General features: G+C 47.3%; 26 protein-coding genes. 12 read left to right on the top strand and 14 right to left on the bottom strand.

The window, feature by feature from the left end; translation table 11 throughout:
* Positions 1 to 66: 66 nt before the first annotated feature.
* Positions 67 to 1,584, top strand: coding sequence for a BAR domain-like protein A BdpA (gene bdpA, locus SPL68_RS14040; protein ID WP_323815803.1), 1,518 nt, complete (start codon positions 67 to 69; stop codon positions 1,582 to 1,584).
* 94 nt (positions 1,585 to 1,678) lie between these two features.
* On the opposite strand, the gene SPL68_RS14035 is transcribed toward bdpA, so the two are convergent.
* From SPL68_RS14035 to SPL68_RS14025, 3 genes are all read right to left on the bottom strand, one after another.
* Positions 1,679 to 2,539 (bottom strand): ABC transporter ATP-binding protein, encoded by an 861-nt coding sequence (locus SPL68_RS14035; protein WP_323815802.1) that lies wholly within the window; start codon positions 2,537 to 2,539, stop codon positions 1,679 to 1,681.
* A gap of 85 nt (positions 2,540 to 2,624) precedes the next feature.
* A complete protein-coding gene (locus tag SPL68_RS14030) occupies positions 2,625 to 3,602 on the bottom strand; it encodes an ABC transporter permease (RefSeq protein ID WP_323815801.1) in 978 nt (325 codons plus the stop codon).
* An 82-nt stretch (positions 3,603 to 3,684) separates the two neighbouring features.
* Positions 3,685 to 5,085, bottom strand: a complete 1,401-nt coding sequence (locus tag SPL68_RS14025; protein ID WP_416377434.1) for a CmpA/NrtA family ABC transporter substrate-binding protein — start codon at positions 5,083 to 5,085, stop codon at positions 3,685 to 3,687.
* A 504-nt stretch (positions 5,086 to 5,589) separates the two neighbouring features.
* Between SPL68_RS14025 and SPL68_RS14020 the strand changes: the two genes are divergently transcribed.
* The 4 genes from SPL68_RS14020 (at position 5,590) to SPL68_RS14005 (ending at position 9,294) form a co-directional block, all read left to right on the top strand.
* Positions 5,590 to 6,747: a transglutaminase domain-containing protein gene (locus SPL68_RS14020; RefSeq protein WP_323815799.1), complete on the top strand. Its 1,158-nt coding sequence runs from the start codon at positions 5,590 to 5,592 to the stop codon at positions 6,745 to 6,747.
* Between the two features lie 108 nt (positions 6,748 to 6,855).
* A complete protein-coding gene (locus tag SPL68_RS14015; RefSeq protein ID WP_323815798.1) occupies positions 6,856 to 7,683 on the top strand; it encodes a 3-keto-disaccharide hydrolase in 828 nt (275 codons plus the stop codon).
* Entirely contained in the window at positions 7,683 to 8,786 is a 1,104-nt protein-coding gene (locus SPL68_RS14010; protein ID WP_323815797.1) for a tetratricopeptide repeat protein, read from the top strand. Before SPL68_RS14015 ends, SPL68_RS14010 begins: the two co-directional genes overlap by 1 nt.
* Before the next feature lie 46 nt (positions 8,787 to 8,832).
* Positions 8,833 to 9,294 (top strand): GNAT family N-acetyltransferase, encoded by a 462-nt coding sequence (locus SPL68_RS14005; protein WP_323815796.1) that lies wholly within the window; start codon positions 8,833 to 8,835, stop codon positions 9,292 to 9,294.
* A gap of 45 nt (positions 9,295 to 9,339) precedes the next feature.
* Here the strand turns inward: SPL68_RS14005 and SPL68_RS14000 are convergent, their stop codons facing one another.
* From SPL68_RS14000 to SPL68_RS13985, 4 genes are all read right to left on the bottom strand, one after another.
* The gene (locus SPL68_RS14000; RefSeq protein WP_323815795.1) at positions 9,340 to 10,296 is read right to left on the bottom strand and encodes an acyltransferase family protein; all 957 of its coding nucleotides are present in this window, start codon (positions 10,294 to 10,296) and stop codon (positions 9,340 to 9,342) included.
* A gap of 186 nt (positions 10,297 to 10,482) precedes the next feature.
* Entirely contained in the window at positions 10,483 to 10,806 is a 324-nt protein-coding gene (locus SPL68_RS13995) for a hypothetical protein (RefSeq protein WP_323815794.1), read from the bottom strand.
* A gap of 214 nt (positions 10,807 to 11,020) precedes the next feature.
* On the bottom strand, positions 11,021 to 11,650 hold the full coding sequence (locus SPL68_RS13990; protein ID WP_323815793.1) for a TetR/AcrR family transcriptional regulator: 630 nt from the start codon (positions 11,648 to 11,650) through the stop codon (positions 11,021 to 11,023).
* A gap of 14 nt (positions 11,651 to 11,664) precedes the next feature.
* Positions 11,665 to 11,982, bottom strand: a complete 318-nt coding sequence (locus SPL68_RS13985) for a hypothetical protein (RefSeq protein ID WP_323815792.1) — start codon at positions 11,980 to 11,982, stop codon at positions 11,665 to 11,667.
* A gap of 188 nt (positions 11,983 to 12,170) precedes the next feature.
* On the opposite strand from SPL68_RS13985, the gene SPL68_RS13980 reads away from it, so the two are divergent.
* Positions 12,171 to 12,653: a DUF3465 domain-containing protein gene (locus tag SPL68_RS13980; protein ID WP_323815791.1), complete on the top strand. Its 483-nt coding sequence runs from the start codon at positions 12,171 to 12,173 to the stop codon at positions 12,651 to 12,653.
* A gap of 42 nt (positions 12,654 to 12,695) precedes the next feature.
* Positions 12,696 to 13,385 (top strand): VIT1/CCC1 transporter family protein, encoded by a 690-nt coding sequence (locus SPL68_RS13975; protein WP_323815790.1) that lies wholly within the window; start codon positions 12,696 to 12,698, stop codon positions 13,383 to 13,385.
* Between the two features lie 37 nt (positions 13,386 to 13,422).
* Here SPL68_RS13975 and SPL68_RS13970 read toward each other — a convergent pair whose 3' ends face one another.
* Positions 13,423 to 14,118, bottom strand: a complete 696-nt coding sequence (locus SPL68_RS13970; RefSeq protein WP_323815789.1) for a type 1 glutamine amidotransferase — start codon at positions 14,116 to 14,118, stop codon at positions 13,423 to 13,425.
* 344 nt (positions 14,119 to 14,462) lie between these two features.
* Between SPL68_RS13970 and rhlB the strand changes: the two genes are divergently transcribed.
* From rhlB to SPL68_RS13950, 4 genes are all read left to right on the top strand, one after another.
* Positions 14,463 to 16,118, top strand: a complete 1,656-nt coding sequence (gene rhlB / locus SPL68_RS13965) for an ATP-dependent RNA helicase RhlB (protein WP_323815788.1) — start codon at positions 14,463 to 14,465, stop codon at positions 16,116 to 16,118.
* Positions 16,119 to 16,201: 83 nt separating this feature from the next.
* Positions 16,202 to 17,074: a DMT family transporter gene (locus tag SPL68_RS13960; RefSeq protein WP_323815787.1), complete on the top strand. Its 873-nt coding sequence runs from the start codon at positions 16,202 to 16,204 to the stop codon at positions 17,072 to 17,074.
* A gap of 60 nt (positions 17,075 to 17,134) precedes the next feature.
* Complete coding sequence (locus tag SPL68_RS13955) at positions 17,135 to 17,944, top strand: DODA-type extradiol aromatic ring-opening family dioxygenase (protein WP_323815786.1); 810 nt, start codon at positions 17,135 to 17,137, stop codon at positions 17,942 to 17,944.
* Positions 17,945 to 18,027: 83 nt separating this feature from the next.
* Positions 18,028 to 19,281 (top strand): response regulator, encoded by a 1,254-nt coding sequence (locus SPL68_RS13950; protein WP_323815785.1) that lies wholly within the window; start codon positions 18,028 to 18,030, stop codon positions 19,279 to 19,281.
* On the opposite strand, the gene SPL68_RS13945 is transcribed toward SPL68_RS13950, so the two are convergent.
* Together SPL68_RS13945 and SPL68_RS13940 are read right to left on the bottom strand one after the other, a co-directional pair.
* Positions 19,278 to 20,402, bottom strand: a complete 1,125-nt coding sequence (locus SPL68_RS13945) for a helix-turn-helix transcriptional regulator (protein WP_323815784.1) — start codon at positions 20,400 to 20,402, stop codon at positions 19,278 to 19,280. The genes SPL68_RS13950 and SPL68_RS13945 overlap by 4 nt on opposite strands.
* Positions 20,403 to 20,512: 110 nt before the next feature.
* Positions 20,513 to 21,874, bottom strand: a complete 1,362-nt coding sequence (locus SPL68_RS13940) for a hypothetical protein (RefSeq protein ID WP_323815783.1) — start codon at positions 21,872 to 21,874, stop codon at positions 20,513 to 20,515.
* A gap of 247 nt (positions 21,875 to 22,121) precedes the next feature.
* On the opposite strand from SPL68_RS13940, the gene SPL68_RS13935 reads away from it, so the two are divergent.
* Entirely contained in the window at positions 22,122 to 22,901 is a 780-nt protein-coding gene (locus SPL68_RS13935) for a DUF481 domain-containing protein (protein ID WP_323815782.1), read from the top strand.
* A gap of 32 nt (positions 22,902 to 22,933) precedes the next feature.
* Here SPL68_RS13935 and cysZ read toward each other — a convergent pair whose 3' ends face one another.
* From cysZ to gatB, 4 genes are read right to left on the bottom strand one after another with little or no spacing between them, the layout of a single operon-like run.
* Positions 22,934 to 23,680, bottom strand: coding sequence for a sulfate transporter CysZ (cysZ, locus tag SPL68_RS13930; RefSeq protein WP_323815781.1), 747 nt, complete (start codon positions 23,678 to 23,680; stop codon positions 22,934 to 22,936).
* Positions 23,677 to 24,276: a rhombosortase gene (gene rrtA, locus SPL68_RS13925; protein WP_323815780.1), complete on the bottom strand. Its 600-nt coding sequence runs from the start codon at positions 24,274 to 24,276 to the stop codon at positions 23,677 to 23,679. The genes cysZ and rrtA overlap by 4 nt, the downstream gene beginning before the upstream one ends.
* Positions 24,277 to 24,293: 17 nt before the next feature.
* Positions 24,294 to 24,590, bottom strand: a complete 297-nt coding sequence (locus SPL68_RS13920) for a PA4642 family protein (RefSeq protein WP_323815779.1) — start codon at positions 24,588 to 24,590, stop codon at positions 24,294 to 24,296.
* A 12-nt stretch (positions 24,591 to 24,602) separates the two neighbouring features.
* Complete coding sequence (gatB, locus tag SPL68_RS13915) at positions 24,603 to 26,048, bottom strand: Asp-tRNA(Asn)/Glu-tRNA(Gln) amidotransferase subunit GatB (protein ID WP_323815778.1); 1,446 nt, start codon at positions 26,046 to 26,048, stop codon at positions 24,603 to 24,605.
* Between the last annotated feature and the right edge of the window lie 11 nt (positions 26,049 to 26,059).

The following is a 26,059-nucleotide window of genomic DNA, read 5'->3' as shown; positions in this document are numbered from 1 at the left end:
ACTATTGGAAATCGTTGCTGGGAAATTGTTTTTCATTGATTAATGTTTAAAAACGGCGAGATGAGCATGTTTAAAAAAATCGCAAGTACATTGATTTTTACGACGGTTAGTTTGACGGCATCCTTTGCCGTTGCGCAGCAAAAATCAGTGATATTTAAAAATGGATTTGAGAGCGGTGCGGACCAGAAAAAATGGGCGTTGATGTACGGCGCTACATTTGTGGGTGAACAGGCGCGTACTGCCACTGGCGCATTGCAAATCGAACAAGGCGAAGCTTCGGTGCGTTCGCGTGTTAATTTGAGCGAGCAGGGCACGCTGGAGTTTTGGATTAAAACTTCATCGCCTGCTACGCAGTATAAAATCAACATTCTGGTGGCAACCAATCAGAATAGTGATGGCGGCTGGGTGCAAGTCGGTCAGATCAAAGGCAATAATGATTCAGCGGAATATCACGCAAAACGTATTTCTATCGATGACCCGGGTAAAAAATATCTGCGTTTGGATTTTGAAGTCAGCAACGGCCAGATTTGGCTGGACGATTTTACGGTAGAAAAAATTCTGCTGGATACTGCGCTGCAAAAAAATCAGGAAAAAGTGATTGCCGAAGTGCTGGGTAAATTGCGCGACGATAAAAATTACCAGGTACAGGCAGATGCACTGCGTACACTCGGTAAAAACTATGCGGCGCAAATTGATGTGCAGCGTCAGTATCTGGAATATGCCAACGGGATTTACGCCAGTGTGACTTTGGTGTTGGCTACATCCGAGCGCGGCAAAATGGCCAACCCGCTCGGTTATCAAACCTTTAAAGGCATTGTCAGCGATGTTAAACGTGTGGCCTCGCCCATTCAGAAATCACGCATGGAATCCTTGTTAAAGCCCTTGGGCGATATTGCAACTGCAAGTCTGAATGTGATGACTGCAGGGGCTTATCAGGCATTTTCTGAGCCGTTTAAAACCATTGTTGCCACCACCTTTGACCGTGTGTCTTACGAGAATGCGGGCATTGATCGTAAATCACGCAAATTTGCTGAAGAAAATGGCCTGCAAACCTTCAAAAAAACCGAAGGCTTTATGGGTGAGGTGGAAAAAGAATTAAACACCGTGGTTGCTCTGGATAAAGACCTGATTGATATTCAGCGTGAAGTCGATAGGTTCCGCAAAGACTTGGATAAGCATTTAAAGGAATCGCTGATTGCTGGCGGTTTGGGGCGCGGGCAGGAAAATTACAGCCGTGTGCTAAGTAAAGACGAGCCAACACGCAATGCTGCACTGGAGGAAATTAATAATTACTTTACTGTGCAGGCAGAAAGCTATCAAAACTACTCAAGCTCTAACACTGAGTTTGTCCAGTTTATGATGAAAGCCACAGAGACAATGGAAGAAACTCAGGTATTCAAAGAAAGATTCAATCAAATTGCATCTTCAGTGATTACCTTCTACGACAAGTTTGATCGTTCAGTGGCTAAAGAACAGAATCCATTTAGTGATGATAAAGATCGCGCGCTTTGGGAATCTCACGCAGTAAAAGTGCGCAATTACATTCAGGAATCTAAAGCCGCGTTTGCTAAAGCTTATATGTAATTCATTTAAAATAAAAAGCCCCGGCAAACCGGGGCGATTACTCCCCAATTTGCCGAGGAACAGAGGTCGTTTAAACGATTAAGCGCTGCACACCTTAGGCAACACTTTTTGCTTTGTTTGATCCGTTTTTATCAAGTGCTTTTTCATTGCGCTTGGCATCGAAAGACTCCACTTTCTTTTGCTTCTCATACAAAAAGCGCAATACGGTCGAACGATAGTGGTTGTATTCAACATCGTCGGCCAGCTCCAAACGATTGCGTGGGCGCGGTAAATTTACATCAAGAATTTCACCTACAGTGGCTGCTGGTCCGTTAGTCATCATCACAATGCGATCAGAAAGCAACACTGCCTCATCGACATCATGGGTAATCATAATTACTGTGTTGCCCAATTCGTTTTGAATTTCCATCAGTGAGTCTTGCAGATGCGCGCGTGTCAGTGCATCAAGTGCGCCAAAGGGTTCATCCATCAACAAGACTTGTGGTTCCATCGCCAGTGCGCGGGCGATACCTACGCGTTGCTTCATGCCGCCGGAAATTTCGTCCGGGCGTTTGTGCATGGCGTGAGTCATGTGTACCAATTCAAGATTGTGTTCGATCCATTCATGCATTTCGGCTTTGTTTTTTTTGCCTTTGAATACACGTTTTACACCCAGCTCAACATTTTCGTAAGCCGTTAACCAAGGCAGCAGCGAATGGTTTTGAAACACCACGGCGCGCTCTGGCCCCGGCTCGTTAACTTCTTTGCCATTGAGCACCACGCCGCCAGTAGTGGCTTGGTATAAGCCTGCAACAATATTCAAAACAGTTGACTTGCCACAACCAGAGTGGCCAATGAGTGAAACAAATTCGCCTTTTTTGATTTTTAAATCCACATTTTGCAACGCGCAAAAAGGGCCTTTGGGTGTGGGAAACTCAATACCAACTTTGGTTAATTCCAAATGAATCTGGCTCATAGTGGCGTCCTCTGTAAAAAAATATTTTATGTTCAGGTCAGCTCCCCTCTCTGCGGGAGAGGGGCAGGGGGTGAGGGCAAAACGATTAACGAACAACCGCGCTTTTATCCCAGTTAATGTAGGTTTGCAGCATCATGATGGTACGGTCGAGTAGGAATCCAATAAAACCGATCACTAAAATGGCGAGACAAATGCGGCTCAGTGATTCAGATGAACCATTTTGAAATTCATCCCACACAAATTTTCCAAGGCCGGGGTTTTGCGACAGCATTTCGGCGGCGATCAGTACCATCCAGGCGATACCCAATGAAATACGCAAGCCGGTAAACATCATCGGAATTGCCGAGGGCAATACGATTTTGACTACATGAGTGAACCAACCCAAGCGCAATACGCGGCTCACATTCACTAAATCTTTACTCACGCCTGCAACACCTACAGCGGTGTTGATCATGGTTGGCCAGAGCGAGCAGAGGCTCACGGTGAGCAGCGAAATAATGTAGGACTTGGAGAACATTGGCGAGTCAGATACGTAAACAGCACTTACCACAATGGTCACCAGCGGCAACCATGCAAGTGGCGATACAGGTTTAAAAATTTGAATGAGTGGATTGATTGCTGTGTATAGCGGTTGGCTTAGGCCGATCATTATGCCAACGGGAATCGCAATCACTGTCGCGACTAAAAAGCCCGACAGCACGGTAACTAAACTGGTTTCAATTTTTTCAAAAAAAGTCGGGCGACCGCTAAAGGTACGCTCATCCAATTTTGCGTTTGGATCTTTCGCCAACAAGTCGGCGTTGCGTTTTTCCTGACGCTCATAAAATTGTGCTTCGCGATCTTTTTCGGATTGATATTCATCAACCAAATTGCCCCATTGTGCGAAGACCTGTTGTGGTTGGGGGAAGTCACCTAATGAAGTTTTAATGTTGGGCGCTACTGAATGCCAAATCATTAGGAAGCACAGCAGCCCAATAAGTGGCATAAGTGTTTGAATGATCAATTCGCGCCATTTTATGCTTTTGATTTGATCGATTTTTAATGAAGCGAGTGCGGTATTCATATGCATTCCTCTGTTGCCCGCTTACTGTTGTAAACACTAAGCGGGCGTATCATTTTTAATATGATTGCGACATTACTGATGGTTAAATCTGTTCATCACCTTTTAAACCAATTTCAAACTGCTTGAGGTAATCGTTGGGTTTGCTTGCATCAAAGGTTTTGCCATCGATAAATTTGGTGTCTTCCGGTTTGCGGAAACCATCGGTTTTATCCAGTTCGGGGAAATCCGTAGCTGCCATTTTTCCTTCGTCGATCAAGTCTTTAACTGCTTGGCGATAAACCTCTGGCAGAAATACTTTTTTCGCAGTGTCGGTGTACCAGCTATCTGGTTTTGCTTCGGCGATTTGACCCCAGCGGCGCATTTGCGTCAGATACCAAATTGCATCCGAGTAATAAGGGAAGTTAGCGTTGTAGCGGAAGAACACATTAAAGTCGGGTTGCTTGCGCAAGTCGCCGCGGTCGTATTCAAAAACGCCAGTCATGGAGTTAGCGATAACTTTGTAATCGGCGCCGACATAATGTGAAGCGGAAATCATTTTGGCTGCAGCAGGGCGATTGGCATTGCTGTTTTCATCCAACCATTTTGCTGCGCGGATTAAGGCTTTTACTACACGAATGTGCGTGTTGGGGTTTTTCTCTGACCAGTCTTTGGTTACGCCAAATACTTTCTCGGTAAAGTTACTGTGAATATCATTGTTAGTCACAATCGGTACTCCAATTCCACGGAATACCGCTTGTTGGTTCCAAGGCTCACCTACCATATAACCTTTAATGGTTCCTGCTTCCAAAGTTGCAGGCATTTGTGGTGGTGGTGTTACGGAAAGCAATACATCGGCTTTGATCTGCCCGGTGATATCGCCTTTTGCAGGCGCATAAAAACCTGGGTGAATTCCTGCTGCTGCCAGCCAATAACGAATTTCATAGTTATGGGTAGAAACGGGGAATACCATGCCCATTGGAAAGGTTTGGCCTGCGTCTTTAGTGGCTTTAATAACGGGCTTTAATGCATCGGCTTTAATGGGATGAACAAATTTTCCGTCGGCATCGACTGGAATATTTTTCTTCATTTTTTTCCATACATCATTTGCTACGGTTAAGCCGTTGCCATTCAAATCCATTACAAACGAAGTCACTATGTGCGCATTGGTACCGAAGCCGATAGTTGAACCAATTGGTTGGCCTGCGAGCATGTGTGAACCATCAAGTTCGCCAGTGATCACACGGTCTAATACCACTTTCCAGTTGGCCTGTGCTTCGAGTTCTACACTCAAACCTTCATCGTCGAAATAGCCATTTTCGTAGGCTACAGCCAGTGGAACCATATCGGTCAATTTAATAAAACCAAATTTCAATTCAGTTTTTTCAGCAGGGCCTGTTTCTGCATTTGCTGCTGCGACTAATGCGAAACCTGCGGCAAATGCCAAGGTATTTTTAATTAACTTACTCAATAAAGATGGTCTTGATACAGCGATTGTTTTTTTCATTTTTGTTGTGGTGTCTTTCATCTCGGGCTCCTGGCTGTAAACGAAAATTCGATCAAAAAATAAAATCAGAAACTGTTCGGTTGGCATTTATATAAATCGGCTTTACACAAAATGACTTATTCAAACACTGTGCCAACCTCCGATTTGCACTTTATTGGCGCAGCTATTTTTAGGTTATCCCGATCATTTTTTTGTTTTTGCACATCGCTGAAACATGAAAAATGGCGGTGCGATTTTTTGGTGCCAACAAATGCAATAGTTGCGTGCGTAAAAGAATTCCGAACTGGGGATCATGTGCACTTTTTTTGCGCGGGTGGAATCCAAGGAAGGGCTGAGGTTTAAAAATCGCTGTGGGTGACGGTGCTTCCGGTTTGATTCAGTAGCGCGAGGAATAAGAAAAAACGCTTATATCTCACAGTCTTAGGAAAGAAAGGCTGGCGCGCGAACTGGGCGGTTCACTTCTATACTCAATCTACCGCGTGACCAAAAGCGAGCCTAATAACGATGAAATTACCCTGCTTTGGCATTATTTTTTTCTGTTTTTTGCTTTCTGCCTGTTCTTCAATGGTGCAGAAAGTCCCATTTTTGTCGGAAAACGGCCCTTTGGCGAAAGAATTGTCGGGCGAGTTGATTCTCGGTCGCCCTTATTTGCCCGAAGAACTGCCCAACGCCAATCTGTTTGGTCTGACTGCAGAGATGCAGGCATTTGCCGATGCTGCTACTGCATCGCTTTCTCAAGCCGATGCCAAAGCCGAGGCATTGCACAAAGCGCTTATCGGTAAAACGGCCGAGGGTGGTCGGGGAATTACTTACAGCGCTTATGAAACCATTACGGGGATTGATGCGTTTGAAACGCGTCATGCCAACTGCATTAGCTATACGCTGTTGTTTGTGGCTCTGGCACGCCACGTTGGGCTTAATGCGGAAGTGAATGAAGTGATATTGCCACCGATGTGGGATATGCGCGCAAGTGATACCTATTTGTTGATGCGTCACGTCAACGCCAAGGTATTTATGCCGCGCCGCAATTTCAGTGCGGTGCAGGTGGCAACTACTGCTGATGTGAGCGACATAGTGGTCGATCTGGAAATGCGCCGCTATCGCCCTAATTACAAGCAGCGGGTAATCGACCAAAGTCTTGTTGCCGCGCAATTTTATTCCAATCGTGGAATGGAATTGGCGGCGGAGGGAAATGCGCGCGAAGGATTTTTATATTTGCGCAAAGCGTTGCTGATGAGCCAAAAGCCCAGTTATATCTGGAGTAATTTTGGCAGTTTTTATCGTAGACAAAAATTATTTCCTGAAGCAGAAGCAATTTATTTACATGGATTAAAAATAAATCCGCGCGATTACACCATCATGCATAACCTTGCGGGTTTGTATCAGGATATGGGGAATGCAGAGCAGAGTGAATATTACCAGCAGCGTGTACGCCAATATCGCAATGCCAATCCTTACTATATGTATAAGCGCGCGCAAGAATTGCTGGAGAAGGATGATCTGAATGAGGCAGCGTTATTAATCCAAAAGGCCATAAAAAAAGAAGATGGTGAAACGCGGTTTTATCGTTTGGCCATCGCTATTTATGACAAGCAAGGCGACGCCAAACGCGCTGAGCAGATGCGCGATAAACTCTATCAGCTAAGTACAATTCGATTTTAAGTAAAGGACTGTAATTGTCCTGCGAATATCTGGACTGCAAAATCATCTGGCTCTAGGCTGCGCGCGTTGATTAACAGCATTTTAATAAAACTACAGCGAGGAGCAGCAATGAAGTTTATCGGTCTTTCTTTAGGTTTATGTTTTGGTTTGATCGCCAGCGGGCAAGTATTCGCAGTCGACAAGGGTGAGTGGCAATCACTGTTTAATGGTAAGGATTTGAGTGGTTGGGAGCCATACGTCAGTTATCAACCGGAAACCAATGCTCATGATCTGGTTTCAAAACACACTCCACGTGGAATCAATAATGATCCGAAAAAAGTATTTTCGGTGGTTGATGGTTTGCTGCGTGTTTCCGGTGAAGAGTGGGGCGGGTTGACTAGCGCGGCAGAATTTGAAAATTTTCACCTGAAATTTGAAGTTAAATGGGGCGATAAAAAATGGCCTCCACGTTTGGATGCGCCGCGCGATAATGGCATTCTTTATTTTGCTGTTGGCCCCCAAGGGGCACAGAGCACCCACTGGATGCGCAGCCACGAGTTTCAAATTCAGGAGGGGGATAGCGGCGATTACCACAGTTTGGATGGTGTCATCATAGATGTACACGCGGGGGATACCAATCTCGGCGACTGGAAATTTTATCGCTATGATCCCAAACTGCCGCTGCGCAAAGATATAGCCGCGCGCGTATTAAAACTCGGTAACTATGAGCATCCAAGTGGCGAGTGGGATACTATGGAGGTGATTACCGATGGCAAGACGCTGATCCATAAAGTGAATGGTCACGAAGTCTTCCGTGGTTTTAATTCTCGTCATCTGGTGGATGGAAAATACGTTCCACTCACGCGTGGAAAGTTGCAGATTCAATCCGAAGGTGCTGAGACGTTTTTCCGAAATATCCAAATCAAAACGCTTGATAAACCTGCTGCGGAATATTGATGTCCTACAAAAAAACAATTCTGGTTGCGCTTGGCGCTTTTGCACTGGGTTTTGGGTTCAGTGAATATCGCCATGCCAATCAGAATTCAGATGCTCAGCAAATGGCTGGGCATTTGCCAGAATCTATTTCGGTTCAACCTGCTCTAGATCGTCCATCTAGCCCATCACAAGTCAGCTCTGTGCCTAATACCAACGTACAGGAATACCTACCTTCTCGCCCACAAACACCTCTGGAGCGCGCGAATCAGTTAATCGCCAATGGCAGCTACGGCGAAGCGGCGCAGGTATTAAATCAATTACTGGAGCAAGAGCCTAAAAACGCCGATGCGCTTTGGTTGTTAGCACGTGTCTATGAACAGCAAGGCCAGCATAAAGAGTCGGTTTCTATTTGGTTTCGCTACATCAATACCGAAATTGATGTGCAGAAAATAGAAAATGCACTGGATTATTTGGCGAAATATTTAATTCGTTTAACTGAAAACCCCTCTATTTTTGGTGAGAGTTACGAGTGGTTGATGGCGCAGATTAATGATCTGATCAAGCTCACTCCAGCTAACGGCGAATTACATCTGCAGCTAGCCAAAATGCATTTAAAACAGGATGACAAAGAACAGGCGCAATACCACGCGCTTATGGCCGCGAATCAACCAGAAACCCGAACAAGTGCAGAAGGTATTTTGGCAAAGTTGGATGAAGGCTCTGCTGCAGTAGATGACTCTGTACCAGAAATGACAGTCACCTTAACGCGCTTTGGCAATCAGTTTTTGGTGCCGGTTAAAGTCGAAGGTGAACAAATTATGTTGCTGCTGGATACAGGCGCATCAATTAGCGGTTTGACTTCCGGTTTTATTAATCAACATCCCTCTTTGGTAAAGTCCCCCAAGCCCATTCAGCTCAACACTGCAAGCGGCTCGGTTGAAAGTTATCTGTTTTTAGTCGATAGCTTTACGATTGAAAATGTAACTTTTAATAAGCATATGCTGGCGCGCTTGCCGATGGATAATATGGATCACTTTGATGGTCTGTTGGGCATCGATATTCTGGGACGCTTTGATTTTGTGATCGATCAGAATCAAGCCCTGTTGCGCTTGCGCAAACGCTAACTTCGAGCCTTGTTGCTCTGCCTTATCTCGTGCAGGTTTGAATGAAATGAAAATTATCAATTTGGCTCAGGCTCCTGAGCATATTCCAGTTATTGCTGCTTGGCACCAAGCTGAGTGGGGCTATTTAAATCCGGGAGCTACGGTTGAAACCCGCATTGTGAAAATGCAGCGCTATTTGAAAAATCTGGCTATGCCGTTAATGCGAATTTGTGTTGCGGGTGAGCAAGTATTGGGTACTGCGGCATTGGTTGAAAATGATATGGATAGCCACCCGGAGTTATCTCCTTGGTTGGCGAGTGTCTATGTCGATTCTGCTTATCGCAAGCGTGGTATAGGTGCAGCGTTGGTAAAACAAATTGTTGCCGATGCGCGTGCACAGGGTTTTAGCACATTGTATTTATTTACGCCTGATCAAGCACATTTTTACCAAAGCCTTGGATGGGAATTTATCGCGCAGGAATCCTATCGCGGTAGTCAGGCGACTTTAATGAAAATTGCCCTTGTTTGATGCGTTCCAATTGTTTAGTAAAACCAATCGTTTTTCGATGAATGGTTAGAGGATAAATTTTACTTTTTTATTAAGGATGATTAAAAAGTAGGCTGCAGCAGCAGATAGTGCAGTAACAATGATAGTAAGCAATGTTTCTTGCCCTGCTAATGGCTCAACTAAGGGTAGTAAAAACAGTGGATGCACAAAAAATATGGCTGTTGCGTAAAGAGCAATGCTCTTGGTGTTACTCAACAGATTAATTTGCATAAATACAATAAATATAGCGGGGCATACCACTATCAGCGATAAATAATTATCGAAGCCTCCATCGCGATTTGTCGCTCTATAGTTCAAATATATTTCAAGTAGCAGCAACAAGACTCCAACAAAACACCAGGCTAGCGCTGCATTAAATGAAACTCGCTTGTGGATGTTGTATTTGCGGATAAGAAAACCAAGGCAAAATAAAGGGAATGAGAAAAATACGGCATTTCTATGTACAAAAGGGATATTGGCGAGAGAGTCCAATTGCGAATTGTCAAAGAGGTGATAGTTTCCTGCATACTGAATAGCAACACCCATTAAGTAAGTAATAGTAATCAATGCTACTAAGGTTGGTGTATTGCAATTTCTGAAGATGAATAGCAGTAGAGCCGCGCCTATAGCACCTGCGATATACCAAAGATGAAAGTAACCTAATAAAACCTGAGCTATTAATTTGGCGATTGTTGGGAGTGAAAGGTCGGGAGGGTGAAACCAAATAGGTGAATAAACGAGCATCCAGAATAGATAGAGGATGATTAATCGCTTAAACCAAACAGTTGTTTTATTTTCATTTAATGTTTGGAAAAAATAAAATCCGTTAATCAATAAAAAAACAGGCACTGCAATTCGGAATACGCCGTAAGCGGTAAAGTAAGACAATACAAGACTGATATCCTTAAATATTTCAGCATGAATACCAACAACCATTAAGGCCATTAGCAGTTTCAATAAATCCAGTGCGATATTCCTATTCAAAACCTCTCCCCCACTGCAGGCTATTCGATAAAGTTTTACTGGCACTTTTTATGCCAACAAAAATTACACTAATTATCATCTATTGTGGCGAGCTTAGATGACACGTTTGCTGTGTATCGAAAAATTTTTACCTAATGCGGTAGAAGGAGTGTTCGTTTTAAGCGCAGTGCTCATTACTTTGGTGCGTTATTCCTCTCTATCTGGTGGCGGTTCCATGTTGTGGCCTTCGGGCATGTGATCGGGTTTGCAGGCGAGCATTTCGTTTTCAGTCTCCTGTGGCGGTGTGCTGCAGACGCCATTGATTAATTCATCATTTCGGCCTGCAAATGAGCAGACATCATTTTCACTTAACCCTTTGCATGCAAGGCGCGCTTCTTCTGGTGGGCCGGCGTGATGATGTTCGTCGCGCGGTGGGCGCTGTTGTTCGGCGGCGTAAACAGGGGTCGCGAAGGAGTGAAATAAAACACCCAGAATTCCCATAAGTTGAGCTGCTTTTATCAATTTTTGCATTGTTTGTTCCTGTTTATATTGATGAAGATAAATATTTGCCGGCATGCGTAAGATGCAGGCGCGCAACAGGAGTTCGCGGCTATGGCTCAGTGTCATAGTTTTTGCACAATTGCGCTGATTGGCAGGGAGAATGAGTAGGAGGAGAGAGGAGGGGAGATTGCTTCAATAAAAAAGGGCTTCATGTGAAGCCCTTGGGTTTTACTGCTTTATCTGTTTAATTAGTGCGTACTGGTGCCCGCAATGTTTCTATATATTCATTCAAGGTACCGAACAAATCCTTGAGCAATTCGGGAGCTTGCATGCATTTGGCGGTGCCCATAATTCCTTGATAACAACTGAAAATAAACATGGAGATTTTATTGGGGTCTATCTCTTTTCTGACGATACCGTCTAGCTGCCCCTGCTTTAACGAATCTACGATGGTTTGATTGATATCTTCAAACACACTTTCCAAACGTTGGTGAAATCCGGTGTCGATTGCCGCCATCTCTTGATTGAGATTATTGAGCGGGCAACCATTAAAACATTCCGAGTTCTGATGTGATTCGGCTTTATTTAAAAACATCTTTTGCAGAGTGATCAGCGGGTCATTGGATTGCTGAAAGGTCTCTTGCCAGACACTTTGAAAATGCCCCATTAATACTTCATCGACAACCGCATAACCCAGTGCAAGCTTGTTGGGAAAGTAGTGATAGAGCGCGCCCTTGGCCAGATTGGTTTTTTGCAGGATGGATTCAATACGCATTCCCTGATATCCGTTTTGGAAAATCTCTTCGCGCGCGGCTTCCAAAATACGGGTGCGAGTTTGTTCTGGGCTGCGTTCGGCATTGCGTTCGCTGGTCATAATTGTCTCTGCGCTTAATTCAGTTTATTGATGGTCATGACATTCCAGCGAAGGTGATCCAAAACCTTCACCAGGGACTCGCGCGTGAAGCCGGTGGTGTTGGAGTCAGATTGAAGCGCTTGCCATACCTCAAAACCTAAAGTGCCAAGGATCGCCATAACCCCGATTACAAACAGCGTTAGCGCAATAGCGCGAACCTTGTTGGTGTATTCCAGCAGTTCCAATGCAAGAGGTTGGGCATCGGTTTGGTAGCAGGGTGAGCGCAGCTCAAGCGCCGGGAAGCTTTGCAGTAAAGACATCTGTGGAAATGATGATCTTAATAAATCTTTCATGGGTGTAGTTCTTTGGGGGCGATGCTTGGTGTGATCGGCGATGAAAATTACACAATACCGACCGGTTGGTCGGTGGCTATTAAATAACAGACCAACTGGTCTGTCAATAATGACTGGGCTATGCTGCGCGCCATTCATCTATTGGCGATCTTGTTGCTTTAACAAGATCGCGAGACTGTGGGAGGCCTATGAAATCATCTAATAAAATCAAGCAACTGTTAGCGCTGGTCGTTTTTGCGCTACTGGTTGCAGGCTTGAACTACTTTGATAAAGCGCAATTGCAGGATGCTGACGCCAATGACTTGCCGCTGGTTGTCGATGAGCTGGGCGTTGCTGGTAGTGATGTTTTAATCGCGGAGGCTTTTCGCGCGGAGCGATCCAATGTTCAGCTGGGTGGCGAGGGGAGAATCGTGAGAATTTTGCCGGATGATAATAAGGGCAGTCGTCATCAGCGATTTTTGCTGGAGTTGGAGTCTGGGCACACATTATTAATCGCCCATAATATTGATTTGGCACCGCGTATCGACAAGGCACGCGAAGGCGATCAGCTGGAGTTTTATGGCGAATACGAATGGAATGCCAAGGGCGGCGTCATCCATTGGACGCACCATGACCCAAGAGGAAAGCATGTTGGCGGCTGGTTAAAGCATCAGGGGCAGGTTTATCAATAAGCCTGTTAGTTAATACAAGAATGGCAAAAAGGTTTTGAGTTTATGCGTCATCGAGAAGGTCATCGTTTACATCATTCAGGCTGGTTGCGGGCGGCGGTATTGGGCGCGAATGACGGCATTATTTCGACTGCCAGTTTGATGATGGGTATTGCCGCTGCCCAATCGGATTCCAGCACCATTTTGCTTGCTGGCGTCGCCGGGTTAGTGGCAGGTGCGATGAGCATGGCGGCGGGTGAGTATGTGTCGGTTCGCTCCCAAGCGGATACCGAAGCCGCAGACTTGCAGCGTGAAATCCATGAGCTGGCGACCGACCATGCGGGTGAGTTACGCGAGCTGGAAGAAATTTATGTCGCACGCGGTTTAACTCGCGATCTTGCGCGCGAAGTGGCGAAACAGCTGACCGAGCACGACGCACTGGCGGCGCATGCGCGCGATGAATTGGGCATTACCGATATGTTCAGCGCGCGGCCATTACAGGCGGCGCTGACCTCGGCGGCGACTTTTGCTGCAGGTGCGGCGATTCCGCTGTTGGTGGTATTGCTGCACCCGGCGCAATACCTGTCGTTTGCGATAGTGTCTGTATCGCTACTGGCGTTGGTGCTGCTGGGCGGTTTGGCGGCTAAAGTGGGCGGCGCCAATCTGTGGATTGGCGCCGCGCGTGTCGGTTTTTGGGGGGCGGCAGCTATGGCGTTAACCTCTGCTGCGGGGCATCTATTTGGCGTAGTGCTTTGACAATAGCGTTTTAACCTGGGTTTTTGCGGCGCGATTCTTATAGTGCAGCAAAAACGATATCGATCACTTCACTCATGGCGTGATTGATCTGCGCAAACTTTGCTTCACTCGCCAGAATCGCCTGCGCCGATTGGGTGTAGCGCGAGCCATCAATATCTTCACTGCAATGTTCGATTAACGCCTGCGCCGATGCAGGCGTGGTTTCCAAGTGAAATTGAAAGCCGTAGACCCGCTCTTGAAATACATAAGCCTGATTTGCACAGCCGTGGCTGCTGGCCAAATGCAGCGCGCCCGGCGGCAGGGCAAAGGTATCGCCGTGCCAATGGAAGACCTCCGGGTAGCGGGTAAAAACCTGTGCGAGTGGATGAGTTGCCGCTACAGGAGTGATTTGCAGCGGCAGCCAACCTATTTCTTTATAGGTATTGCGCGTCACTTTGCCGCCCAGCACATCGGCAATCAACTGCGCGCCAAGGCAAATGCCGAGCAGAATTTTCCCTGCGTCTATGGCGCTTTTGATCAGCGCTTTTTCATCTGCCAACCAAGGGTAAATCGCCTCATCGTAAATGCCCATGGGGCCGCCCATTACAATCAACGCATCAAAACTGTCGAGTGCTGGTGCCGCATCACCTCTATACCAATGAGTGCTGGTGACTGAATAGCCGCGTGCGGCAAAATCGCTGGCCATACTGCCAATGTCTTCAAAGGGGACATGTTGCAAACTGTGAATTCTCATCGGGCGGTTCCTTTGTGTTGTGCGTATGTGGAGCTAAGAGATAGATGCAGCGAAATGGTGCGTTTGGGGTTTTTATCGAAGTTTGGCAATAGTTAGCGAGAGTTTGGCGATAAAAGCAGCGCGATTATGCAGAAATCTTGCCATTTAGGGGGATTAATTCCATCGCAATGGCGCCAAATCCGCTGATTGTCTGACGATTGGTGTATACTCGGGCGCAGTTTTTGTGTGCAATTAATCATCTATTTGTGCACTCCTTCCGCTGGCGCGCCAAGGTCGTAAGCCAGTGTTTCCATAGGGATGTCTGCGTGACTTCCTCTTCAAGCCTCGGGCTGTAATAACATTTGGTGAATAGATTGATCGGTAATTTCTTTAAAAAGTTGATTGGCTCGGGCGCGGCGCCTGCAGAAAAAAAAGATGCCCATGCCAAACCTGCGAGTGACAAGTCCTCTTCCAGCAAAAACCATTCGGATCGCAATAGTCGCAACAAATCCCGCAACCGCAACAACTCCCAAGGGCGTAATAACTCTCAGGATCGCAGCAATGCTCAAGGTCGCGGTCAGCGCTCAGGCGAACACAAAGATCACAGCGTAGAGAACAGTCGCACTGAGAATAGCCGCGCAGAGAAAGCGCCCAAGGCGTCTAAACCCGCGCAAGATCGCGCACCTAAGCGCCCAGCGAAGATTGATCATGGTCCTTGGGATATTTCCCAATTTGAGGTTGAACCGGCTGAAGGTAAAACCCGTTTCCACGATCTGGATCTGGAGCTGCCGATCATGCGCGCAGTTGCTGACCTTGGCTTTAAGTATTGCTCGCCGATTCAGGCGCAATCCCTGCCGCACGCATTACAAGGTAAGGATGTAGTAGGCAAGGCACAAACCGGTACTGGTAAAACGGCGGCGTTTTTAACCGCCATCATCGATGATCTGCTCAAAAATCCTATCACCGAAAAACGCTACGCCGGTGAAGCCCGCGCGCTGGTAATAGCACCGACCCGCGAACTGGTGATCCAGATTGCCGAGGATGCCAAAGCTCTGTGCAAATACACCGATTTGAAAATTCACACGCTGGTAGGAGGCATGGATTACACCAAGCAGCAGCGCCGTCTGCACGACGACTTGGTGGATATTCTGGTCGCAACACCCGGTCGCTTGCTCGATTTCTGCGGCAATAAAGATGTGTATCTCGACCAGCTGGAAGTGTTGGTTATCGATGAAGCTGACCGCATGTTGGATATGGGCTTTATCCCGCAAGTGCGCCAAATCGTGCGCCAAACGCCTAAACGTGAAGATCGCCAGACGCTGTTTTTCTCCGCCACCTTTACTGACGATGTGCGCAACTTGGTAGAGCAGTGGACATACAAACCTGTCACGGTGGAGATCGAGCCTGAGTCTGTGGCCAATGAGCGCGTTGATCAGCATGTGTATCTGGTATCGACCGAAGAGAAATACACGCTGCTGTACAACCTGATTCAGCAAGAACATGCCGAGAGCATGATTGTGTTTGCCAACCGCCGCGATGAATGCCGCGATCTACAAGAAAAACTGGAGCGCCACGGTATCAAGGCCGGTTTGCTCTCGGGGGAGATTGCCCAAAACAAACGTGTTGCCACTTTGGATGCGTTTAAATCCGGTGAGCTGAAAGTATTGGTTGCAACCGATGTGGCCGGGCGCGGTATTCATATCAGCGGTATTAGCCACGTAGTGAATTTCACCCTGCCGGAAGAGCCGGAAGATTATGTGCATCGCATCGGCCGTACCGGTCGTGCAGGCAAAACCGGCACATCTATTAGCTTCGCCTGTGAAGATGACGCTTTGTTGCTTGAGCCGATTGAACGCCTGCTGGGTAAGCCAATCAAGTGCGAACAACCGCCCGAAGGCTTGATGCTGACACCGCCTGAAAGCCTGCCCGCACCTGCACGTGCGCGCACTCAGGATCGCTACAACAATCGCTCGGTCGGCAATCGCTCCGGCGGCAGCCGCAGCCGTAGACCGCGCAATTAATCGTCTCTTATTGCAACGCCTGACAATCATTATCTGACCAGCGCCCGGTGTCCTGCCGGGCGTAATCATCGCCCGGAACGGTTATGTCCTCTTCCAAATCTGCCTTGTTAACCCTGCATTTGGGCGCATTTTTAATGGGCGCGACCGGTCTTTTCTCCAAACTGATCGAATTGCCGGCGTGGGACATTACTGGCTATCGCACCTGGATTGCGGCAATCGTGTTGTTCCTCTGGGTTTGGTGGCGCGAATACCATATTGGCTTGAAGTCGGTGCGCGATTTCGGGCGCATGTTTATCCTCGGCGTGCTGCTGGCGGCGCACTGGGTGACCTTCTTTTATTCGATGCAGGTATCGAGTATCGCGGTGGGCATGATCTCGCTCTACGCCTATCCGGTAGTGACGGTATTTATGGAGCCTTGGCTCAAGCGCACGCGTCTGGATCTGCGTGATGTGGTGAGTGGATTTTTGGTGCTGGTCGGGATTTTTTGTTTGGTGCCCGAATTTGATATCGACAATAACACCACCCAAGGCGTTTTCTGGGGCGTAATTTCGGCGCTCACCTTTGCTGTGCGCAATCTATTACTGGGGCATTGGTTTAAAAAACAAAGCGCAGCGCGCTCGATGAGTTATCAGGTGCTAGTTGTTGCGCTACTGATGACGCCAGTGCTCTTGCTGTCACCGCACGAGCCCAGCAATCATGATTGGTGGTTGCTGCTGAGCCTTGGCATTGGTTTTACTGCAATTACCCATACGCTATTGGGATATTCACTGCGCTACCTGAAAGCCAAAACGGTTAGTCTTGTCACTTGTTTGCAGCCAGTTTATGCGGTGGGATATGAAATCGCGGTGTTACATACTTATCCTGATAGCGCGACCTTGATCGGCGGGGGGATTATTATGGCAGCCGCGATTTATGAATCAGTGCGCGAGCACAAAACATCCAGCCAATTGCGGTAGCTAAAGACTTAAGCGTTACAACATAAGCGCCAACACAAACACCAACAGAGGAAAGCCTAAGTGACTGAATCAACTATGCCGGTCGTTTTTGTTCCGCATGGGGGTGGCCCTATGCCTTTACTGGGCGATGCCAATCACCGCGAGCTGGTGAATTTTATGCAATCGCTTGCGGCGGACATGCCTCGCCCAAGCGCGATTTTGGTGGTGACTGCGCACTGGGAGGAAGAGGTGGTAAGCATCACCCATTCTCCTGCGCCGGGGATGTTGTACGACTACTACGGTTTTCCGCCGGAATCCTATGAGTTTGTTTACCCCGCGCCCGGAAATCCTGAACTCGCCAAGCATATTCAGCAGCTACTGCAAAATCAGTCGATAGATTCTCGCTTGGACAATCAACGCGCTTACGATCACGGCACCTTTGTGCCACTGATGTTGATGTATCCCGCTGCCGATATTCCGGTGGTGCAGTTATCTCTGCTAGCCTCGCTTGATCCTTCTGCACATATCGCTGTTGGCAAAGCACTGGCGCCGCTGCGCGAGCAGGGTGTATTGATTGTTGGCTCGGGTATGTCGTTTCACAACATGCGCGCGTTTTTCTCTGGCGATCCTGCCGTTAAAGGCAAAAGTGAAGCCTTTGATGATTGGTTGACGGAAACACTCACTTCTAGCCAATTGACTAATTCTGCGCGCGAAGATCGTTTGCGCGATTGGATCTCTGCACCGCAAGCGCGTTTTTGTCATCCGCGCGAAGAACACTTGTTGCCACTGCATGTGTGTTTTGGTGCGGCCAGCCAAGCATCCTTTTGTGCTGAGCAAAATTTCAACGGGCTGCTGTTTAATACGGCGATATCCGGCTACATCTGGCGTTAAACCGCAGTTCTTCGGCGGTTTTGGCGCATATTTCTGATTGTTGGCTAGACTCAATGGGTATTTATGAACCTTGAGTTAGCCCCATGAAAAAAATTCTAATAGTTGAAGACAGCGAAATGGTAATGAAGATTATGCGCCATCTGGTGCAGGCATCTTCCTTGCCTTATGAGGCCGTATACGCAGCGACGCTGGCACAGGCGATGGCTCTATATGATCAAGCACAAGAAGAGTTTTTTGCCGCACTGGTCGATCTGAATTTGCCCGATGCACCAAACGGCGAGGTAGTCGATTTTGTACTCAGCAAAAAAATCCCCACCATTGTGCTTACCGGCAGTTACGACGAGCAGCGCCGCGAGCAATTGTTCAACAAAGGCATAGTCGATTACGTCACCAAAGAAGGGCGCTACGCCTATAACAAAGCCATCGGCATGATCAGTCGTCTGGAAAAAAATCAGCACATTAAAGTGCTGGTGGTGGATGACTCGGATATGTCGCGCAAACACATGGCCAACTTATTTCGTCGCCACTTATTTCAAGTTGTTGAAGCGATTGATGGTGTAGATGCGATTAAAGTCCTGCTCGATAATCCCGACGTTAAATTGCTCATCACCGATTACAACATGCCGAAAATGGATGGTTTTGAATTGGTGCGCAATTTGCGTTACAAATACGACAAAACTGATCTGATTATGATTGGCGTTTCAGGTGAAAGTAGCGAGGCGCTCTCGGCCAAATTTATTAAACACGGCGCCAATGATTTTTTGCGCAAGCCGTTTCACCCGGAAGAATTTTACTGCCGCATTACGCACAACATTGAAACCCTTGAGCTGGTGGAGCAGATCACCTACAACGCCCAGCGCGATCATCTCACCGGTTTGTACCATCGCTCCTATTTTTTCAATGCGGCGCGAGAGCTGTATAAAAACGCCGAAGAAAAAGCAGCGCCGCTGTCGATGGCAATTATTAATATCGATCACTTTAGCGATATTAATGAAAAACACGGCAATGCTTGGGGCGATGTCGCGCTCAAATATATTGCTGCCAGTTTGCAAACAATGCTCGGGCGATTTTTATTTGCACGCGCCGATAGCGATGATTTTTATGTGCTTATGCCCGGCCTTGATCATGAAAGGGCAGCGGCATTTCTTGGTAAGGTCAAACAGCTGCTGGCTGGAGAAGACTACGTGATAAATGGTGAAGTTATGCGTTTTTATTTTAGCGCGGGCGTTACCAGCAACATGTGCCAAAGCCTTGATCAACAAATTGCGCACGCGAATATTTATTTGCGCCACGCCAAAGAAGCTGGCGGCAATATGATTGTGGATGATGGCGATTAATACACTTGCGCTGAATGCAATAGCAGCCGGACTACATCCTGCTGCTTGTTGACTCCCATTTTGGTGAAAATTTGGCGTAGTTGGCTGCGTACTGTGCCGATAGTCGTGCCGTTAAACTCAGCGACCTCTTGCAGATCGAGACCGTTGGCAATGCTTATTGCGACTTTGGCTTCGGCTTGGGTGAGTTGATAAAGTGATTTTAAGCGTTCGGGGGATGTTTGCAGCGCGGTTAAGGGGTCGGATAAATACACGGCAATACCCTGTTGTTCTTCCAGTGATCTAACCCAACTGTTATTACCATCAATTTTGTTTAACATCACCGTCAGTGGAATCTGCCGTTCCGGGTGCTGTAAAGCCAGTGCACACGTGCGGGTTTCTATATCTTGTGGATCCGCTTTTAGTAAATCATTGATCAACTGCTGCAATTGTTGTTGCTCTTCGGGATAGTGCGCGACTAAGCAATTGTGATTGCGCATCAATACTTTTTGAGGAGCAATAATCGCTTCTGCGACCGGATTGCAGTGCGCAATTAAACCATCCTTATTCAAAATGACGACGCCCAGCGACAAGTGTGACAGGGCGGCATTCAGACTTTGCTGCTTTTGTTTTATACGCTGAAACTCCATTTGGATGCGAATGGAGCGCTGAAAATGTGGATAGCTCAGCTGTAGGATTTCCAGCTCTTGCTTCCCGAAAGGTTCGGCATCCAGTCCTCGATGGATCGCCATGCCAATGTAAAGCTCTTCATCTTTGTGGAGGTTGACGCCAGAAACGTAGCCCACATTATTGGGCTTTAGCAAAAAGCGGTAAAAGAGCGGATTGGTTTTTCGCATCTCTTGGTGGGTCAAAATATGTTGGGCTTGCCCCACTTCTTTTTCGACCATAAGGTTGTAGGCGTGATCGTACTTGGCCAGGCCAAAGCGATAAGAGAGTTGCGCGAGTTTGGGGAGTCCGTAGCAGGCAACTATGCTCTGAATATCGTTGGCATGATCCCACAAAAAAATTCCGCCGGATTTGGCGTTGACTTGCGCGCAGAGGTTGGCAAATACAGATTCCCAGAGTTCAGGTCGGTAAGAGGCTTCATATATATCGCCAATAAAATCTAAAAACTGTTCATTCACACGTGACTCCCCGTTAAAAATTATCTTAACGGGGAGTCTAGTTCCCTGAGCTTTTAATGCAAGTGATTGATTAGATTCAAATTGTTTTAGGCGCAGTGAAATCAGACTGCTTAGCGGCGCGCGCCATGGGCGTAACCGTAGAATGATTCTCCATCGTTAGTATTGTATTTGATGACGTAGGTGAGGCTGTTATTGGTGATGGTGCCCGTAATAGCGTGAGCTTCCCCCAAGCCATAAAAGTTATTCCCGACAACCTTGCAGCTCCAATCGCCCTCGCTTGAGGTAACTGTGCATTGGTCGTCACTTAGGGTCATTTCCGCAGAAACAATATAGGCTTCCCAAGCTGCTTCTTCTTCGCCTTGAGCCGCTACAAATACGTACTCAACACCGTTTAATTCATAAGTACCTGACGCTACCGGCTCAATAGCGCAGGGTGTTTCTGCCTGGGCAAAAAAGTAGGCATCCACAACTTCCTGACCATATTCCGAGCCTACTCCACCATGGGCAAAAAATAGTGTAGCGCTATTGCGCGCAATAGTGCCGCTGACGGCAGGAGGGCTCTGGAGAAAGGTAAGTGAGCCGCTAAAGACCAGGCAGCTATTGCTATCAAAGTTGTAACCTTCGGTTGCTGCCATGATGCAGGTGCGCTCGCCTGTGCCTATATTATTTTCCAGTACTTCTTCGCTCAGGGTCAGGGTACCGGTGATGGGTGATAGCTCAATTTCATCGGACGCTTCTATCAATGATTGCACGACGACATCTGTGCCCTGTAATTGATAGCGGCGCTCTCCCGGGCAGCTATCTATCTGAGTGAGTGTCTCTTGCAGGTGATCAAGAGCCTGTTCTTCATCAATCAGCGCATTTGGCAGCTGATCCTGCCCTCCGTTGCTGATTAAGCCCAGTGTTGCACTTTCAAAACTGGTGCTGTTGGAATTCCAATCCAGACTGACTGCCGCACTTTTGGCGGAATTGGTAATAGTAATGCCATTGGCGGGGTTACTATCCTTATCCAGAGTCTGTAACAGACGTGCCATGTTGCGTACTGCTTGGCTATCTTTTGAGTTATTCGTAAGTGTTAAAGGGGTGACTATCGCCTGTCCGGTCACCTGCCCAAGTGGCATATCACCAATACTAAAGCTAACCTCCTCCTCTGGCTCATAGTAAAACTCACCTTTGGTGCCAGTCACACCCGAGCGCGTGGCTGTTTGGTAATCGACATTGGCCAGCGCGCTGTCAAGCAAATAGCCGGTTTGGGTGAATGCAGTGGTGGCGGAGCTGCTATTGCTTTGGGCGCTGCTTGTTGCAATGCTGCTACTGCTTAGGCTGGCATCACTGGAATTGATACTACTGGAACTTGTGATAGTGCTGGAGCTGGATGTTGTATCGCTACTGTTCGACTTGCCTCCTCCACTGCCACCGCAGGCGACAAGTAGAGCGGGAATGGCAGCAAAGAGGAGTGAAGTGTGTTTCATAGAGAGGCCCATTAATTTAGAAGTTGGCGTCTATAATTGCCTTTTGGTGAATTATGGACATCTACCATTTGATAGATAAAATGATTGAAATAGCGGTTTTTAATTAGGTGTCGCCGCACCTGCTATAACTGGTGAATAGTTGTTTGTTTAGACAGGGCAATTCACTAAACCCAAGCTGATGTCTGTGGATGGTAGTGCCCTGGAAGATTAACGATCAAAAACTTGTAACGCTGAAAGGATCGCAGATATGTATAAATTTATTACAGGTTGTTTTTTGTTGGGCGCAGCTACTGGCGCAAGTGCGATCTCCAATATTGAGAGCGAGCGACCCAATCTGCCAGAGCAGGGGCTCGATCTCTCGGTCAAATTAGGCCTGGATGGCAAGACCGGAAACGATGAGGAGAAGGACTACGATGGCACGGTTAAAGCCGTATACCGCATACACGACGAGGTGTTCCTATTTCTTGTTGACGGCGAATACGGTTCTACCCGCGATGTTAAGGATACCGACAATACCTTTATTCATGGTCGCTGGACACACATCATGACCCCGCGCTGGTCTGTAGAGGGATTGTTGCAATGGGAGCAAGATGAGTTCGACAACCTGAAATCGCGCACACTGATGGGCGGCGGCGGGCGCTATTTAGTCTGGCAAAAGGTAGATGTATTTTCTTTCACCGTGGGGCTGGGTGCCTTCCATGAAAAAGAAGTTTTGGATCTGGTTAGTTACGAGGAAGAGAATGAGTTTTGGAGGATTAATTCCTACTACACCTACAAATACCAGATGACTGAAAACATATCTTTCCTGAACACAAGCTATTTCCAACCGCGTATAGGGGAATATTCTGATTTGCGTGCATTAACTGAGTTAGGTGTAAAAATCGATCTCACCCACCGGCTTGCGCTCACCATTCAGTACAACCTGACTTACGATAGTGAACCTGCACAAAATTTTGATGTTGATCCACCAATTAATAACCATAAGGTAAATACTGAATACCAAACGTCGATTCAGTGGACGTTTTGATCGCTATCGCCAATATCTAAGATCTGCCTCTTCTATTGAGGAGGTAGGTGCTTCACTTCTTTGATCCAATAAAGTGTTGCACCGGCCACGGCGATAGGCGTTACAAAAATATTTAACACCGGCACCATACTGCCGAATAAAATAATTCCGCCATAGGAATAGCTTGTCAGTTGCTGTTTGTTCAAGCGGCGGCGCAGTGTGCGAAAACTTAATTGGTGATTGTCGGCGGGGTAGTCCGCATATTGCACTGCCATACACCAGCAGCTCCATAGCGCGCCAATCACTACGCCTAACAAATTGGCGCCGGGAATAAAAAAGAGCAGGACAAACACCAGTAAAACCAATGCACCTCTACTAATAAAATACCAAAGCTTTATTGCTTCGCGTTGCAGTGTGCGTGGAATTAATTGCCCCCAAGGCTCATCGGGCGGTGCAATGCCGGTTAATTCGGTTTCTATTTTTTCCGCGAGTAAACCAAAAAATGGCGCCGCTAAAAAATTAGTAATAATGTTAAAGCTATAGCCGTAAACGACTAAAAAAATAAACGCTACCAGCGGCCACAGTAACCAAGTGAACCAATCCAGCCAACTTGGCGACCACTCCAATGCCAATGCGAAAAAATCCTTAAACAGGGTAAATAGCAAAACAGTAACGACAACAAAAATCACCAGGTTAATCAGCAACGGAATCAAAATAAAACGGCGATAACCGGGCTTGATGATCAATCTTGCACCCGCAAAAAAATAATTGATGGCGGTAGTTGGTGAGCCTTGCATCATGCCTTCCTGTTTAATCGTTGTATAAACCAATCGGCGCCAGCAAAGGTTAAACCTGCAATTGCGCCATACAAGTGGGATTCCACCGCCACAGCGACAGGCAGCAGCGCCTGCAAATCTGTGGCTTCATAATTCGCGCTGTTTTCATGGGCTAATTTTGCTGCAACAGCAATGAGCGCAATAATGCGAATCCATAGGGGATAGGAGCGTGTCTGCAACAAGCCAGCAACCATCAAACCGTGAATGGCGCCGGATAATCCTGCATAGGGTGAATATTCGGGGTTGAACAAATAGATTCCGATACCGACAGCAGCGCAGCACCAGAGTAATAACAATGAAAGCTGTTTGAGTGAGTCTTCAGTAAAAAATGCCAGAGTACAGAGCAATAGTGCTGCACAGTTCATGGCGGTATGTATCCAGCCAAAGTGCACAAAATTCCCGGTAAGCAGACGCCAGATTTCACCTTGGCTTACTTTTTCCGGCTCCAGACTGAGCAGATAAAATACAGGCTGCTCAAATAGACTGAGCAGGAGCATCAACACGATTAAAAAAAAGCAGCCACCAAGGGCTGCTTTTTTAGCGGGCAGAATTTGCAGCATCAGTTTGCGCCAGTAGCTTACTTAGCGCCTGCGGCTTCCAGGGCGATGGCATACTCTTCGCCATTGCGATGGGCTTTCACTGTTTGCAGAAAAGTTTTGCCTTCGGGGCCAACGGCGTTGATGTCTTTACCTGCTTCGATAAATTGTTTTACGAAGGTGGCAAAGTTACTGCCGAGCATGCCGCGATAGGCTTTTTCAAGCAAATGGTAATCGGGGTTAACACCTGCTGGAGCAGGAAAGTCCAAAAAGGTGGCGATACGGGCATCGTCGAAAGTTTCGCCAAGGACTTTTTCTTTGTCTTTACGTAAGCTCATTTTCTCAATCTCTTAACCGTTTAATTTCTTCGCTAAAAGCTCATTCAACACTTGCGGATTCGCTTGGCCTTTTGATGCTTTCATCGCTTGCCCTACAAAGAATCCAAGCATTTTCGCGCGCTTGTCTTCCGGTGCTGCACGGTAACCTTCTACTTGTACGGTATTGGCTGCGATTATGTCATCGATAATTTTTTCCAGCGCGCCAGTATCCGAAACCTGTTTCAAGCCTTTGGTTTCGATAATAGTGTCGGCATCGCCTTCGCCGTTTGCAATCGCTTCAAATACTTGCTTCGCGATTTTGCTGGAGAGGGTGCCGTCTTTAATGCGCACTACCAAGCCTGCAAGTAATTCTGGTGTAACTGGCGATTGATCAATGCGTTGCTCGGTACGATTCAGATAAGCGCCCAAGTCGGCCATAATCCAGTTGGCGGTGAGTTTTGGCTCGCCGGATATTTTGGCCGATGCTTCAAAAAATGCCGCGCTGAATTTATCCATAGTGATCTGGCCTGCGTCGTAGCTGCTCAAACCATATTGCTCAACAAAACGCGCGCGTTTGGCCTCTGGCAGCTCCGGCATTTGTTTGCGTACGTTTTCGATGTACTCATCATCCAGAATCACTGGCAACAAATCAGGGCAGGGGAAGTAGCGGTAATCATTGCTGTCTTCTTTGCTGCGCATGCTGCGTGCTTTTTTTGTGTCGCCGTTGTACAGGCGAGTTTCCTGGATAATTTTTCCGCCGTCTTCCAAAACATCAATCTGACGTTCAACTTCCAGCTCAATCGCCTCTTCCATAAATTTGAACGAGTTGAGGTTTTTGGTTTCAGTGCGGGTGCCGAGTTTTTCGGTACCTTTCGGGCGCACTGAAATATTCACGTCAAAACGCATTGAGCCTTGCGACATTTCGCCGTCGCAAATTTCCAGTGAAGTAACGATAGAGTGCAATTTTTTAGCGAAGGCAACGGCTTCTTCAGCGCTGCGCATATCCGGTTCGGTAACCACTTCGATCAGCGGAGTGCCGGCGCGGTTTAAATCGATTCCGCTCATGCCGACAAAATCTTCGTGCAAAGATTTGCCCGCATCTTCTTCCAAGTGTGCGTGGTGAATACGAACACGTTTGGTGCGGCCGCCTTCCAATTCCAAATCCACAAAACCTGCACCGACGATGGGTTCGGCCAGCTGAGTGGTCTGATAACCTTTCGGCAAGTCAGGATAAAAATAGTTTTTACGTTCAAACACCGAGCGCTTACCGATTTCTGCATTCACTGCCAAGCCAAACATAGTGGCGAAGCGAAAGGCTTCTTCGTTGGCAACCGGCAGAGTGCCAGGTAATGCCAAATCAATTGCACAGGCTTGAGTGTTTGGCTCTGCGCCAAATGCGGTGCTCGCGCCAGAGAAAATTTTGGTTTTGGTGGCAAGTTGTACGTGAACTTCCAACCCGATTACAGTTTCCCATTGCATAGACAGGACTC

The sequence above is a fragment of the Cellvibrio chitinivorans genome, assembly GCF_035117775.1.
GTDB classification, from domain to species: Bacteria; Pseudomonadota; Gammaproteobacteria; order Pseudomonadales; family Cellvibrionaceae; genus Cellvibrio; species Cellvibrio chitinivorans.
This window is presented reverse-complemented; position numbering and strand designations above follow the sequence as displayed.

Bases quoted from the DNA above. Each gene is read 5' to 3' on its own strand.
- bdpA (WP_323815803.1), top strand. From the start codon at position 67: ATGTTTAAAAAAATCGCAAGTACATTGATTTTTACGACGGTTAGTTTG.
- SPL68_RS14035 (WP_323815802.1), bottom strand. From the start codon at position 2,539: ATGAGCCAGATTCATTTGGAATTAACCAAAGTTGGTATTGAGTTTCCC.
- SPL68_RS14030 (WP_323815801.1), bottom strand. From the start codon at position 3,602: ATGAATACCGCACTCGCTTCATTAAAAATCGATCAAATCAAAAGCATA.
- SPL68_RS14025 (WP_416377434.1), bottom strand. From the start codon at position 5,085: ATGAAAAAAACAATCGCTGTATCAAGACCATCTTTATTGAGTAAGTTA.
- SPL68_RS14020 (WP_323815799.1), top strand. From the start codon at position 5,590: ATGAAATTACCCTGCTTTGGCATTATTTTTTTCTGTTTTTTGCTTTCT.
- SPL68_RS14015 (WP_323815798.1), top strand. From the start codon at position 6,856: ATGAAGTTTATCGGTCTTTCTTTAGGTTTATGTTTTGGTTTGATCGCC.
- SPL68_RS14010 (WP_323815797.1), top strand. From the start codon at position 7,683: ATGTCCTACAAAAAAACAATTCTGGTTGCGCTTGGCGCTTTTGCACTG.
- SPL68_RS14005 (WP_323815796.1), top strand. From the start codon at position 8,833: ATGAAAATTATCAATTTGGCTCAGGCTCCTGAGCATATTCCAGTTATT.
- SPL68_RS13995 (WP_323815794.1), bottom strand. From the start codon at position 10,806: ATGCAAAAATTGATAAAAGCAGCTCAACTTATGGGAATTCTGGGTGTT.
- SPL68_RS13990 (WP_323815793.1), bottom strand. From the start codon at position 11,650: ATGACCAGCGAACGCAATGCCGAACGCAGCCCAGAACAAACTCGCACC.
- SPL68_RS13985 (WP_323815792.1), bottom strand. From the start codon at position 11,982: ATGAAAGATTTATTAAGATCATCATTTCCACAGATGTCTTTACTGCAA.
- SPL68_RS13980 (WP_323815791.1), top strand. From the start codon at position 12,171: ATGAAATCATCTAATAAAATCAAGCAACTGTTAGCGCTGGTCGTTTTT.
- SPL68_RS13975 (WP_323815790.1), top strand. From the start codon at position 12,696: ATGCGTCATCGAGAAGGTCATCGTTTACATCATTCAGGCTGGTTGCGG.
- SPL68_RS13970 (WP_323815789.1), bottom strand. From the start codon at position 14,118: ATGAGAATTCACAGTTTGCAACATGTCCCCTTTGAAGACATTGGCAGT.
- SPL68_RS13960 (WP_323815787.1), top strand. From the start codon at position 16,202: ATGTCCTCTTCCAAATCTGCCTTGTTAACCCTGCATTTGGGCGCATTT.
- SPL68_RS13950 (WP_323815785.1), top strand. From the start codon at position 18,028: ATGAAAAAAATTCTAATAGTTGAAGACAGCGAAATGGTAATGAAGATT.
- SPL68_RS13940 (WP_323815783.1), bottom strand. From the start codon at position 21,874: ATGAAACACACTTCACTCCTCTTTGCTGCCATTCCCGCTCTACTTGTC.
- SPL68_RS13935 (WP_323815782.1), top strand. From the start codon at position 22,122: ATGTATAAATTTATTACAGGTTGTTTTTTGTTGGGCGCAGCTACTGGC.
- cysZ (WP_323815781.1), bottom strand. From the start codon at position 23,680: ATGATGCAAGGCTCACCAACTACCGCCATCAATTATTTTTTTGCGGGT.
- rrtA (WP_323815780.1), bottom strand. From the start codon at position 24,276: ATGCTGCAAATTCTGCCCGCTAAAAAAGCAGCCCTTGGTGGCTGCTTT.
- SPL68_RS13920 (WP_323815779.1), bottom strand. From the start codon at position 24,590: ATGAGCTTACGTAAAGACAAAGAAAAAGTCCTTGGCGAAACTTTCGAC.
- gatB (WP_323815778.1), bottom strand. From the start codon at position 26,048: ATGCAATGGGAAACTGTAATCGGGTTGGAAGTTCACGTACAACTTGCC.